Source organism: Virgibacillus byunsanensis (genome assembly GCF_042675965.1).
In the GTDB taxonomy this organism is placed as follows: Bacteria; Bacillota; Bacilli; order Bacillales; family Amphibacillaceae; genus Virgibacillus_R; species Virgibacillus_R byunsanensis.
In genome coordinates this window covers 83,652-96,051 of sequence record NZ_JBHTKJ010000008.1, presented here as the reverse complement: position 1 = coordinate 96,051, position 12,400 = coordinate 83,652, and the positions used below count along the sequence as shown (strand labels likewise).

12 protein-coding genes and 1 pseudogene are annotated in these 12,400 nt (G+C 37.9%); 1 reads left to right on the top strand and 12 read right to left on the bottom strand.

Annotated elements, in window-relative coordinates:
- Positions 1–426: 426 nt before the first annotated feature.
- The 4 genes from hemY to ACFQ3N_RS04480 form a co-directional block, all read right to left on the bottom strand.
- Entirely contained in the window at positions 427–1,830 is a 1,404-nt protein-coding gene (gene hemY / locus ACFQ3N_RS04495) for a protoporphyrinogen oxidase (RefSeq protein ID WP_390359969.1), read from the bottom strand.
- On the bottom strand, positions 1,830–2,765 hold the full coding sequence (gene hemH / locus ACFQ3N_RS04490) for a ferrochelatase (protein ID WP_390359968.1): 936 nt from the start codon (positions 2,763–2,765) through the stop codon (positions 1,830–1,832). The genes hemY and hemH overlap by 1 nt, the downstream gene beginning before the upstream one ends.
- A 29-nt stretch (positions 2,766–2,794) precedes the next feature.
- A complete protein-coding gene (gene hemE / locus ACFQ3N_RS04485) occupies positions 2,795–3,826 on the bottom strand; it encodes a uroporphyrinogen decarboxylase (protein WP_390359966.1) in 1,032 nt (343 codons plus the stop codon).
- A gap of 99 nt (positions 3,827–3,925) precedes the next feature.
- A complete protein-coding gene (locus ACFQ3N_RS04480; RefSeq protein WP_390359964.1) occupies positions 3,926–6,100 on the bottom strand; it encodes a transglycosylase domain-containing protein in 2,175 nt (724 codons plus the stop codon).
- A 173-nt stretch (positions 6,101–6,273) separates the two neighbouring features.
- Between ACFQ3N_RS04480 and ACFQ3N_RS04475 the strand changes: the two genes are divergently transcribed.
- A complete protein-coding gene (locus ACFQ3N_RS04475) occupies positions 6,274–6,774 on the top strand; it encodes an antibiotic biosynthesis monooxygenase family protein (protein WP_390359962.1) in 501 nt (166 codons plus the stop codon).
- A 655-nt stretch (positions 6,775–7,429) separates the two neighbouring features.
- On the opposite strand, the gene ACFQ3N_RS04470 is transcribed toward ACFQ3N_RS04475, so the two are convergent.
- From ACFQ3N_RS04470 to ACFQ3N_RS04435, 8 genes and pseudogenes are all read right to left on the bottom strand, one after another.
- Positions 7,430–7,900, bottom strand: coding sequence for a thioredoxin family protein (locus ACFQ3N_RS04470; protein WP_390359960.1), 471 nt, complete (start codon positions 7,898–7,900; stop codon positions 7,430–7,432).
- Between the two features lie 3 nt (positions 7,901–7,903).
- Complete coding sequence (locus ACFQ3N_RS04465) at positions 7,904–8,338, bottom strand: disulfide oxidoreductase (RefSeq protein ID WP_390359958.1); 435 nt, start codon at positions 8,336–8,338, stop codon at positions 7,904–7,906.
- 94 nt (positions 8,339–8,432) lie between these two features.
- Positions 8,433–9,070 (bottom strand): annotated as a pseudogene (locus ACFQ3N_RS04460) (response regulator).
- 217 nt (positions 9,071–9,287) lie between these two features.
- On the bottom strand, positions 9,288–10,325 hold the full coding sequence (locus tag ACFQ3N_RS04455) for a sensor histidine kinase (RefSeq protein ID WP_390359956.1): 1,038 nt from the start codon (positions 10,323–10,325) through the stop codon (positions 9,288–9,290).
- A 14-nt stretch (positions 10,326–10,339) separates the two neighbouring features.
- A complete protein-coding gene (liaF, locus tag ACFQ3N_RS04450) occupies positions 10,340–11,101 on the bottom strand; it encodes a cell wall-active antibiotics response protein LiaF (RefSeq protein WP_390359954.1) in 762 nt (253 codons plus the stop codon).
- A 15-nt stretch (positions 11,102–11,116) separates the two neighbouring features.
- Positions 11,117–11,791, bottom strand: a complete 675-nt coding sequence (locus ACFQ3N_RS04445) for an MFS transporter (RefSeq protein WP_390359952.1) — start codon at positions 11,789–11,791, stop codon at positions 11,117–11,119.
- Positions 11,792–11,799: 8 nt separating this feature from the next.
- Positions 11,800–11,985: a hypothetical protein gene (locus ACFQ3N_RS04440; protein WP_390359950.1), complete on the bottom strand. Its 186-nt coding sequence runs from the start codon at positions 11,983–11,985 to the stop codon at positions 11,800–11,802.
- A gap of 5 nt (positions 11,986–11,990) precedes the next feature.
- Positions 11,991–12,323, bottom strand: coding sequence for an MFS transporter (locus ACFQ3N_RS04435; protein ID WP_390359948.1), 333 nt, complete (start codon positions 12,321–12,323; stop codon positions 11,991–11,993).
- Positions 12,324–12,400: the final 77 nt, after the last annotated feature.

Genomic DNA, 12,400 nt, shown 5'->3' with positions numbered 1-12,400 from the left:
CCCCTTACCGTTGGGCTACGTCCTTCACACACTTGAAGAGGGAGACTTCTTTCGGAAGTACGTTAAATAAATATTTTTCCGATGACTCTTTTTAAGAAGTCCATTCGATTGTAAATATGAATAACCCAACAAATATTATAGAGCCAGGAACAAAAGCACAAGCGCCCATTTAGCGATGTATGGACTGCGCCCGCGTATCGCGGGTGGGGCGACGTTGCCGCGCTGAAGTTAGTCGATCTTCCTTAGCTAAGCGAATCGATGTTGACTTATCGCAAGAAGGAGCAGGAAGTCCAATAGTGTCTAGGCGCTGGAGCTGGACGTGGCTTAAATAGTTAATAAATTAGCTACAGGCTCCTATTTTTATAATTTCCTATCTACCAAAAAAGACTGGATTCAAACGATAAATCGTTCAAATCCAGTCCATTATTAAGCTTCTAAAAATTCTAGTACATCTAAGACCGCTTTTTCACCTTGATCAATACAGTCTGGTACACCTATACCTTCATATGAACTACCTGTTAGAAACACTCCAGGTATCTGTTTGTTTGCTTCATTACGTACCTTCTTAATGCGCTCTTTATGTCCAACCGTGTATTGTGGCATTGCGTTTTTCCATCGCGTAATAACACTAAATTCTGGTGCTTGTGTGATATTCATGGTTTTATTTAAATCGGTTAAAACGATCTCCTTTATTTCCTCATCCGATAAATCAACAACAGATTGATCACTTGGTCTACCGATATAGCAGCGCAGTAGTGCTTTTCCATTAGGGGTTGATGCTGGCCACTTCTTGTGTGTCCACGTACATGCCGTTATCCGAAAGTCACTATTTCTGGATACAACAAAACCTGTTCCATCAATATCTTTGGTAATGGCTGATTTATCAAAAGCCATTGCTACATTAGCAACCGATGTGGCTGGCACATCTTTAAATGTATCGAAAAAGTCATATTGGCTAAACATTTTCGACAATGTATAGTGTGGAGTCGCCATAATAACAGCGTCTGCTTTATATGCCTCTCCATTACTCAAAAGCAGATGGTAGCCATGCTCTTTCTTTTCTATATGATCTACTGCAGTGTTTAACGACACGATACCTTCATCAAGTTGGTTCTCGATTTGTTCAACTATTGATTCCAACCCATTAGTTAACGAGTAGAACATTCCTGGTTTTTTACCAGTAGACTTCTTTGGTTTAGGCATCGTTTTTTGCAGTCCTTTAATAAGACTTCGATGCTCCTGTTCCACATGATAGAAATTAGGGAATGTTGCCATTAAACTCATATCATCAATATCACCTGCATAAATACCCGATAACAATGGCTCGATTAAGTTCTCAACCAATTCATTACCAAAACGATGACGAAAAAAAACACCAAGTGACTGATCGCTTACTTCTTTTCCTTTTGGCAGAATAAAGTCAAACCCTGCACGCAATTTACCCTTTGGTGAAAAGATTCCAGAGAATAAGAATGGTCGGACTCGTGTTGGAATTCCCATAAAAGCTCCACTAGGCATTTTATGAAGTTTATTATCGACTAAAATATAGGATTGACCTGTTCCATTTCGAACTAACTGATCACTCATCCCTAGTTCTTCGATAAGCTTAACAGCAGGCTTTTTTCTAGCTAAAAAGGAATCAGGTCCTTGTTCTATGGTAAATCCATCTTTTCTCTTTGTTTGAATTTTACCACCTAAGCGATCCCCTGCTTCAACTAGTTTCACTTCGTAGTCTAATTGCTTTTCTTTTATTTCCTTTTGTAAGTAGAATGCAGCAGATAAACCTGTTATTCCGCCACCCACTATTACGATTTTCTTTGTTTCGCTCATTACGATTCACGCACTTTTTCTAATACGACGTTAGCTAGAGTATCGATAAATTGTGGATGTACATTTGGCATTTCAGGACGGTAGTAGTTTGCACCAATTTCATCACAAACAACTTTACATTCATAGTCATTATCGAATAAAACCTCTAAGTGATCCGCAATAAACCCTACAGGAGCATAGACGAATGTACGGTAGCCTTTCTGTTCAAATAAATCACGTGTTAAGTCCTGTACATCCGGACCAAGCCAAGGGTCTGGTGTATTTCCTTCACTTTGCCAGCCAAGTTCATAATTCTCAATCCCTGTTTTTTCTGAGATAAGTCTTGCGGTCTCTTCCAATTGTTTTGGATATGGGTCACCATCTTGCAGAATTTTCTCTGGTAAACTATGCGCAGAAACAACTAGTACCGCCTCTTCACGTTCTTCAGCAGACATTTGTCCATAAACGTCATTGATTTGATCTGCCCAAAATTGAACAAAGCCTGGTTCATCGTACCAACTTTCAACAGAAGAAATGGACGTTACACCAAATTTCTCGGCTTCATCAATTGCTCGCTGATTATATGATTTTACACTGAACGTAGAGTAATGCGGCGCAAGCACAAGTGATATAGCCTTTTCAACACCATCCTTTGCCATTTGTTCAACGGCATCCTCTATGAAAGGTTCAATATGCTTCAAACCAATATATGCTTTAAATTCATATTCATCCTGTGAAGCATTAAGGGTATCCTCTATTGCTTTTGTTTGTTGCTCAGTAATTTTTGCTAGTGGTGAAATACCACCAATTGCTTTATAACGGTCTTTTAAATCTTGTAATGCATCTTCAGCTGGCTTTCTTCCGTGACGAATGTGTGTATAATACCGTTCAATATCTTCTTCTTTATACGGAGTACCATACGCCATCACAAGTAATCCAATTGTTTTTGTTCCCATTTCCAACACCCCTACTATGCTATAAATTATTATTTAGAATAAGTATGGATTAACTCCGTTAGTTTTTTCAACGTCTCTGGGTTAATATCTGGTGTCACACCATGTCCTAAGTTAAACACATGACTCTTTTGTTCCATCGCTTCATCTAAAATTAATTTTGTTTTCGTTTCAATCGTCTTCCAATCCGATATTAAAATCGCCGGATCCAGATTTCCTTGTAAGACTTTTGTAACGCCCATCTCTCGCGCTTCCGTTATAGACGTACGCCAGTCCAAACCAATAACATCGACTGGTAAATCATTCCATTCAAGTAACAGGTGGCGAGCGCCTACACCAAACATAATTAATGGCACATCTTCATCCTGCAATTCAGAAAATATCCGATTCATAACAGGCTTAATAAACACACGATAATCTTCAGCGTTAAGAGCTCCTACCCATGAATCAAAAATTTGAATGGCCCGTGCTCCAGCTTCAACCTGCGCTTTTACATACGTAATCGTCATATCAGCAAGCTTGTCCATTAATGCAAACCATACTTCAGGCTGACTATACATAAATGCCTTTGTTTTAGCATAGTTTTTGGATGGTCCGCCTTCAATCATATAACTTGCCAATGTAAATGGCGCTCCACTAAATCCGATTAATGGTACATCAAGCTGTTCCTCTGCTAAAATACGAATCGTCTCTAACACATATGGAACATCTGCTTTTGGATTAATCATTCCTAATTTTTCTACATCCTGAAAGTTTGTGATTGGATTATGAATTACCGGACCGATACCTGATTTAATTTCAACATCCACTCCAAGTGAAGGAAGTGGGGACATGATATCTTTATACAGAATTGCCGCATCAACACCATAATGCTCGACAGGTAAACGTGTCACGTACGCGCATAGTTCAGGCTGATGTGTAATTTCAAATAAAGAATATTTCTTTTTTAACTCCCGATATTCTGCTTGGGACCTTCCTGCTTGGCGCATAAACCATGCCGGTGTATAATCCGTTTTTTCACCTTTGTACGCCTTCAAAATCGTATCATTGATTTGTTTTGACATTTTTCTCACCCTTTTTACCTACTTAAACCTAGTCTAACTATATCGATTTCCATTAATCATGTACACTAAACCACCTACATTGTCATTAATTTGTACCATTTATAGGGACAATTCGACAGTGTTTGATTTCTTACCTTCTAATTTTGTTAAAGGATCGTAAGGAACCACATAATATTTTTCGGTTTTAAGTACGTTTACGTTATCGATTATAAACACTGTTTCACCTTCAACTGTTCCAACTCGTTCATCTACTCCAGGTTTATCTTTATAGATATGGTAAACAACCCGTTCCTCTTCGGCTCCGGTCCACGTTAACTTTCCTTTTAAGAAGGAAAAACCACCAAACGTGTATTGTGCCTCAGCTACTGTCACATCGGGAAGTTCGATTGGTTCGGGTAGTTCTTGTACATTTACCGGCTTTTCAAAGGCCGCATCCAACGGTTTTTGTTTATCCATTTCACTAAGAATTGCTTTCGTTAGCCTTGTTGGGTATTCGCTTCCACCATTAAGGTAATGTTCCCGATCTGATTTATCATACCCCATCCACATAGCACTTACGTATTGTGGCGTATACCCGACAAACCAGGCATCTTTTGTTTTACCATTAACAAACGGATGCTCTGTCGTTCCCGTTTTACCTGCTAATGCTTTTGAATAGTCACCTGATGTTGCTGTTCCCTCATTCACCGTACGTACTAGCATTTCTGTCATATCCCAAGCGACCTGAGGGCTGAATACTTCTGTCGTGTTAGCTTCTGACTGAAAAGCTACTTCATTTTCCTGATTATATATACGATCAATGGTAAAGGTGTTAATTGTTTCTCCATTATTGGCAAATGCTCGATATCCAGTCATGACATCCAGTGGTGACAGCCCTTCTGAAAGTCCTCCTAACGCTATTGCTAAACCATTATCAGGTACAAAGAGCTGCATTTTATCTAAATATGACTTGGTATAAGAAATCCCAATCTCATCTAATAACCATACTGCCGCAGCATTTTTGGATTCAACAAGTGCATCATATATCGTTACTGCACCGTCGTATTGGTCATCATAATTGGTGGCTGTATAGCCTTCAATGTCCATCATTTGATCACGTATTAACGAGTAAGGTTCGTAATCTTCTTTCATCATTGCCGGACCATAAACTGCTAATGGTTTCATAATAGATCCTGGTTGGCGATTTGCAGTTACGCGATTAAAATCACCAAGTTTATACTCTCTTCCTCCAATAGCTGCAACAATCTTACCGGTTTGTTGATCCATCATAACGAAAGCACCTTGTGCCCCCTCTGTATTGCCTGGGAAATATTCCTCATTATTAAACTTTTCATAGGCAATCTGTTGTGCCATTTCGTCCATATTAACAACAATTTGATAGCCGCCACGTTTTAATTCATCTATAGATAGCTGAAACTCATCGGATGCCTCTTTCATCACTAAATCAATGTAACTTTCCACCCACGGGTTTGCTTCTCTTTCCAATACATCCAGCCCTAACGTTTTACCTTGCTCTTGAATACGGGTTTCAGCTGAAATAACACCAGCATTTTCCATCGATTGTAATACAATATTTCTTCTGTTTAATGCCCGCTCAGGATGTTCAATTGGCGAGTAGCCATTTGGGGCTTGAGCAAGTCCTGCTATTAGGGCGCCTTCATGTAGTTTTAAGTCCGTAACTGATTTTGAGAAAAAACGTTGAGATGCATTTTCTACTCCATAAATACCATTTCCAAAATAAATTTCATTTATATATAATTCCAATATCGCATCTTTTGAATACTGACGTTCTAAATAGGTCGCTGCCATTACTTCTTTCGTTTTACGCATCCACGTTTTATCATTGTGTAAAAATAAGTTTTTGGAAAGCTGTTGGGTTATCGTGCTAGCCCCTTCTACCTTATCCATTGCAATAATATCCTTATATACAGCACGCACTACAGATTGAAAATCAACACCTGCATGATCATAAAATCGCCTATCTTCAATTGAGACAAAGGCATCTTGTACATGTTCAGGAACCTGACCAAGTTCAACTGGTGTACGATTTTCATGATATAAACTTCCAATAACGGTTCCATCTGTTGTTTCAATTGTTGTAGCTGCATCCAAAATTAAATCTTCTTCGTCTACAATGAGATACCCTCCGAATAAAATAAAGGTATAACCTAGTAATCCAAAGATAACAATAAACCCCAGACTTAATAACAACCATTTTATTTTACCTGTAAAAGAAAATCGCTGCTTCTTCATCTTGTTTTTCTTTCTACTCATTTATTCACCTCTGTACATGATTGTTTCATACAACCACCGTGTACATTATACGACAGTTATCTACATTTAAAAAGTAATATATTTTATTACTTAATACTTATTTTAAATTGGCCATTACTGGTTATTGAATCTATAATGAAGGTATGATGACTTGGTAAGAAAGGGGTAAAAACATGAATGCATTCATGACAAATGGAACACTTGATTTTTTACAAAAGTTGAATGATAAGTATCCAACAATCGATTTCTTTCTAATGAATAGTGGTACTAGTACACTAGCTTACTATGAAGACCATAAGAAAAAAGTATTTTCAGCTGGAAGAGCGTATGAAGTATTAAGTCAAAGCGGAACTTTACAAGAAAAAGGATATGTCGTGATGAATAACATTCCAGTAACGGATGATGGAAAAGCCATGTTCGAATCAAAGTTCAAACAACGAGAAAAGGAAGTAGATGGAATGCCCGGATTCCAAGCATTTAGACTACTGCGACCGAAAAAAGGAAACACGTATGTTGTCTTAACCCAGTGGCGAACTGAAGGGGACTTTGATAACTGGAAAAATTCTAAGAAATTCAAAGAGACACACAAAAATCAAGATACAAAGCCGCCTGCTTATTTTGCTGACAGACCCTTTGTGACGAGCTACCATATGTTTGACCCGGATAAAATTTAGCACCCGAGTTCTATCTAACCAAAAAAGCTAACTAGCAAATCTAGTTAGCTTTTTATATCTTCATAGTTGATGTAAAATGCGACGTAACTTAGGCTTATTTCTAAGAACGCTCGCTATTGCTGCCGTCTGGGATCGCTACGGGCGGATGCTTTCCGCGGGCACGGCCTCAGCCTCCTCGAGAAAACCACTCTGCGGGGTCTTCGGACACGTGCTGTTCCCGCAGGAGTCACCGCCCTCCGCTCACCCTGACTGGTATGATGTTTTATTAATACTAATACAATCCCACGACAGTAACGGAAATAACAGCGGAGGAAATACACGTAGACTCCTTGAAAATACAAACCGATTTTCTGCGTGCGATGTCTAGCTATGTAGCTTTCCTTATCCTGTGGGAGCAGAGGCCTAGCCTGAGACCCCAGAGAGCGTTAGCTCGAGGAGGCTCATCAGCCGCCCACGGGTAGAAGACACTGCGCAGTGAAACGAAGCAGATGTCGCACTTGTACCCGGATGGGTGAAAGCGAAGTGTATTTCCGCAGCGGTAGGTTAACCGTCACATCAAGTTACGTCGCAGTATATATCTATTCTCTCAAAAGAAACAAACTTTACAAAAACAGCCATATAACAACAATGCGTGTAAAACAGCCTATTATATTAATTAATTCAATACGAATTTATTAAAAAATGCTGTAAACTCTTCGTCAGTACGTTGGCCAATGATTCGGGCTACTTCTTTTCCTTCTTCATAATGAACAAGTGTTGGTGTAGATTCGATCCCATAGTTATTCGTGAACTCCAATAGATTGTACTTTTTCATATCAATACCTAAATCCTCGGTTAATGGTACAAGATCTGGTGTGGTTGCCTGACAATGAGGACATGTTGGATCATAGAAATATACGGTTACAGGATCGCCACTATCGATTTCCTCGTTTAATTCTTCTGGCACTATTTGATTACCATAATCTGGATCATCGAGTTGATCAATTGTCGCTTGATTCAGATTATCTTTACCATATGGATTATCATTATTATCAAGTGCCTGGTTGTTTTTATAATCAATTACAAAGTATAGTGCGCCAAATAAAACAACGATTGCACCGATAATAATAAGCATTTTCTTTTGCATAGACTATTTCCCCCTCTGCTGTTTCCATAAAATGAGATGAAGTACAAAAATAGTGATAAAAGCGATTCCTGCCAAAAACGGAATGGTGATAAAACCGAAGTAGTTCACGTATGCAGCATTGCATGGAACAAGTCCGCAAGCATCACCTGCTTCTTGGAATACAGGTACTTTCTGAATTAAATAATGATAAATAGATACGAGCATACCAATTCCACTTAATATTAACCCAGGCAACGCTATAGAAACATCTTTTTTGATGGCTGCCACCCCGTAAATAACAACTAATGGATACATGAAGATCCGTTGAATCCAGCAAAGTTCACATGGTATATAACCCATTACTTCTGAGAAAAACAAACTACCTAGTAGAGCAACAAAAGATTGTGCCCAGATAAATAATAATAGGTTTTCTTGCGTATTTGTACTCGCTTTTGTCATATAATCGTATTCCTCTCTTACTTGTCTACATTCGTATTATACAAATAGAATCTATTAAACACAAAAGGAATGTTTCAAATTGAATCTTCACAGCTTATTCCTCTTGTTTTAGCAATTGATTCCGATGTACGTAAACAGCAGCCTGTGTACGATCATGCACTTCTAATTTTGATAAAATATTACTTACATGTGTTTTAACGGTTTTAATTCCAATAAAAAGTTCTTCTCCTATTTCTTGGTTTGTCATCCCGTTACCAATACATAATAGCACTTCTAGTTCACGTTCTGTCAGATGTTCATGTGCCTTTTTAGGCTCTGTACGGAAACTAGTCATTATTTTACCTGCCACTTTTGGTTCGATAACATTTTCCCCAACCCCGGATTTTTAACTGCTTGTGCAATTTCTTTGGCGGAGGATGTCTTTAACATATAGCTAAATGCCCCTGCCTCGATTGCTGGAAATACCTGCTTGTCATCGTAATAGCTTGTTAGAATAATAATTTTGCAATCTGGTAATTCCTTCATCACTACCTTTGTTGCCTCAATTCCATTCCCATTTTCCATCATTAAATCCATTAATACGACATCTGGTTTCATATTCAAAATCATTGCAGCACCTTTGTTACCACTGGATGCCTCTCCTAAAACTTCTATGTCATCCTCCGTTTGTAAATACGCAACAATACCTTTACGTACCACCTCGTGATCATCCACCACAACTACCCGTATCATATACTTCCTCCTTGATCTAAAAGTGTAAACGCCCGTTTAACGACGTATGGACTAGACTGAGAAGTAGGATATGAAGGAAACACGATAAGCGATAGCGAATCGATGTTGACTTATCGTACGAAGTCGAGGGAAGTCCACTAATCGTTGGGCGATGAAACTGGACATGGCTATTTTTATATTCAGATTTACATCGCTATCATTATATACATTCTACCCCTTAACAAGGAATTCGGATTTCAATGTTTGTTCCTTCTCCTTGGATGGAACGGATTTTAAATGTTCCACCTAATTCTTCGCTTCGTTCTTTCATCGTTTTTAGTCCGTATGAAGTCTTGCGGCTTGTGTCTTCATCTACATTAAACCCTTTTCCATTGTCACTTATAAAAATAAATAACTCATTAGAACGTAAAGAGATTTCCAATTTCACTTCCGTAGCAGCTGCATGACGTAATGTATTCGAAAAGGATTCCTGGATAATTCGAAATACATGCTCCTCCGTTGTTTCAGTTATGGATAACTTCTCATCAATCACAACTGTAAAATCCAATGTGCTTTTTTGCTTAAGCTCCTCGACTAACTTCCTAATCCCAATTGGCAATGGCTCTCCAGATAAGTGAACAGGGCGTAAATGTAGTAAGAGCGCACGCATTTCAGTTTGTGCTTGTAAGGCACTGTTTGCTACATCCTTTAACTGATCTTTTGCAACATCAGGATTTTTATCAAATTGCCTTAATGCTGATTCAGACATCATGGTTAACGCAAATAGCTGTTGACTAACCGCATCATGAAGGTCACGTGCCAGACGTTGTCGTTCTTCTATCGTTGCTGCTTTATGTGCTGACTTTGCAAAATCCGCTTTTTCATCAGCCATACGCTGTAAAGACTTTACTTGATCCTGCAGTCTTTCACCTAATTTATTCAATTCATTAGCAATCCTTGTAATTTCATCATCTTCATTGAAATAGATTCGAGAATGATAGTTTCCGTTGGAAAATTGTGTGATTAGAACGGAAAGATAATCTAGACGTTCTTTAAGTTCTCCACTTGACTTGAACCCAGCATATATAGAAATCACCACTGCCAACATTACATAAAATAAAATAAAGACAAAAATACTAACCGCATTTAGCCAATTTGGAGCAATTAGAACGTATATGGATAATAATATGGATAACAATGTGAGCGTTGTTAAAAATACACCATGCAAATGGGAGCGAATATAGCTATAACGGATACTGCTAAGACGTTTCAGCATAGAACCTTTCCCCCTTACACATAATCTACTCGGATAGATCCAGCTTTTAGTTTTAACGTAAAATCTAGTTTTCTTACTGCAGTTTCATATTCGTTTGTTTTAAACCTAAGGGATCGGTTTATGCCATCGACATTCCGACCAGCTACAACAATATCACCTGCTTTTACGGATGCATTTACTCGAAAATCAACATTCTCTGGTATTAATATGTGAACATCCCCAGCTAGTGCACTAATCGTAATCGGTATTTCTTTTTCAGGTATGAACGCTTTGGAAAAGTCAAAATAAAAATCTCCAGCTAAATTATTTAAATTCATCGGTTCCACTTTCCAGTTCGGTTGATTGAATTCATGATTTCCTACTGAAAAAGATGATCCACCAGTATAAGATTTTTTTGACTTATTGTTTCCGGTATCCACATAAATTTTTTTCTTACCATTTGAATGGCTAATAAACAGAAAACCAAAATATACAATTAATAGTGGCCATAGTTTAAAGATATCTTTAAAGGCAAACTCGATTACATCAAAACGACCAAGCATAATTAACGTACCGAATATAAAGAAAAATGACCCAAGAACCCAACTTCCACCTTTATACCTTATTTTATCGACCATCCACTTTATACCAAATACAATAAAAAGAATGGGATAAATATAAAGCCAAGCATTTTCTATGTTAAACGTTGTTACACCAATATTGTCTAAAACTAACACTGCACCGAGCACAATTAAAATGGTTGCAAATAAATAGCTAACAAAACCATTTTTCATCATTTTCGTCCCCCCCATCTATCGGAATGAAAGAATTTTTTTATTTTTTAGGTTATACCCAGCAAGTAATGTAACATTCACACCACTTACGATAATTATAGTCTGTATTCCAATACCTGCTGCTATTAAGAAGGATGTAGCAACATATGAAACTGGTATTAGACCTGTAGAAACAGTCATCAAAAAGCTCATCATCCGTCCGAGCATTCGCTTTTCAGTTGTTTGTTGAAGCATGGTGATTAAAGGAATGTTAACTAACTGAGTCATCAATGCCATAATAGCTACAAGTCCTGCTGTTATCATTAAATGAACGGAAAATCCTGTTGCTGTGTAAAGGATAGCTAAGACAATGAGACTTCCAATCATGACAACACCAGGCCTTTTTAGCTTAATCGAAGCTAATACAATTGCACCAATAAGTGCTCCTATGCCCATTGACATTTGAATAATCGCTAAACTAACTGCACTACCTTGAAAGATATCCTTTACTATAATTGGCATTCCGATTGAAAATGAACCTGAAAAGAAGAAGTTTAAAAATAATGCCATCATAACAATAGAAATGACTACTTCATTTTTTCGTGCATATTGAAGTCCTTCTTTTAAATCTTCCCAAGGAGAATGATTCTCCGTTTCCTCTGGCTTTTCCTGCAATTTAATGAACCATACTGCAACTGAAGCAATGATCAGCATGAACAAAGCTACTGTAAAAACTCCCTACCTAAAAGAGCTATTAATGTTCCACCAAGTGCTGGCCCAAATATGGGACTGATTTGTGTTGTCATTTGAATAAATGAATTCCCTCGTTGCAATTGATCCTCATTTAAAAGAATAGGTGTTAACGAATTAAGTGCAGGATAGCTAAATGCATCCGAAATTCCAAACAAACCAGCTATATAGAATCCGTCATAATAAAGATAATTAAAGCCAAAATCAACAGAGCTCGTGATAAATCGGAGAAAAATAGTATCGTTCGTTTGTTAAAGCGATCTGCTACTAATCCACCAGTTGTTAACAACAATAACCTCGGTATGGATGCCGCAAGAAATAACATCCCGAAGTAAAAGCGATTATCCGTTAATGATAGCATAAGCCACTCTGCACCAATTAGATATACAAAGTATCCTGGAGATGAAAATAAGGCACTAATAAACAAAAGTACAAAATTTCGCTTTTTAAATACAGGTAGTTTTACCTGTTGCTTATCACTGACGACTGTTCCCATTAAAAATCCCCCTCCATTTTAGCTTACTTATAGCGTAGTTTTTTTCGAATTGAGGAGAAACCGTCTTCAGAACACTT

What these genes read in the sequence shown, in the direction of transcription:
- ACFQ3N_RS04475 (WP_390359962.1), top strand. Translation starts at nt 6,274, where the DNA reads ATGAATGCATTCATGACAAATGGAACACTTGATTTTTTACAAAAGTTG.
- ACFQ3N_RS04465 (WP_390359958.1), bottom strand. Translation starts at nt 8,338, where the DNA reads ATGACAAAAGCGAGTACAAATACGCAAGAAAACCTATTATTATTTATC.
- liaF (WP_390359954.1), bottom strand. Translation starts at nt 11,101, where the DNA reads ATGATGAAAAATGGTTTTGTTAGCTATTTATTTGCAACCATTTTAATT.
- hemE (WP_390359966.1), bottom strand. Translation starts at nt 3,826, where the DNA reads ATGTCAAAACAAATCAATGATACGATTTTGAAGGCGTACAAAGGTGAA.
- hemY (WP_390359969.1), bottom strand. Translation starts at nt 1,830, where the DNA reads ATGAGCGAAACAAAGAAAATCGTAATAGTGGGTGGCGGAATAACAGGT.
- ACFQ3N_RS04445 (WP_390359952.1), bottom strand. Translation starts at nt 11,791, where the DNA reads ATGCTGATCATTGCTTCAGTTGCAGTATGGTTCATTAAATTGCAGGAA.
- ACFQ3N_RS04480 (WP_390359964.1), bottom strand. Translation starts at nt 6,100, where the DNA reads ATGAGTAGAAAGAAAAACAAGATGAAGAAGCAGCGATTTTCTTTTACA.
- ACFQ3N_RS04455 (WP_390359956.1), bottom strand. Translation starts at nt 10,325, where the DNA reads ATGCTGAAACGTCTTAGCAGTATCCGTTATAGCTATATTCGCTCCCAT.
- hemH (WP_390359968.1), bottom strand. Translation starts at nt 2,765, where the DNA reads ATGGGAACAAAAACAATTGGATTACTTGTGATGGCGTATGGTACTCCG.
- ACFQ3N_RS04435 (WP_390359948.1), bottom strand. Translation starts at nt 12,323, where the DNA reads ATGGGAACAGTCGTCAGTGATAAGCAACAGGTAAAACTACCTGTATTT.
- ACFQ3N_RS04470 (WP_390359960.1), bottom strand. Translation starts at nt 7,900, where the DNA reads ATGCAAAAGAAAATGCTTATTATTATCGGTGCAATCGTTGTTTTATTT.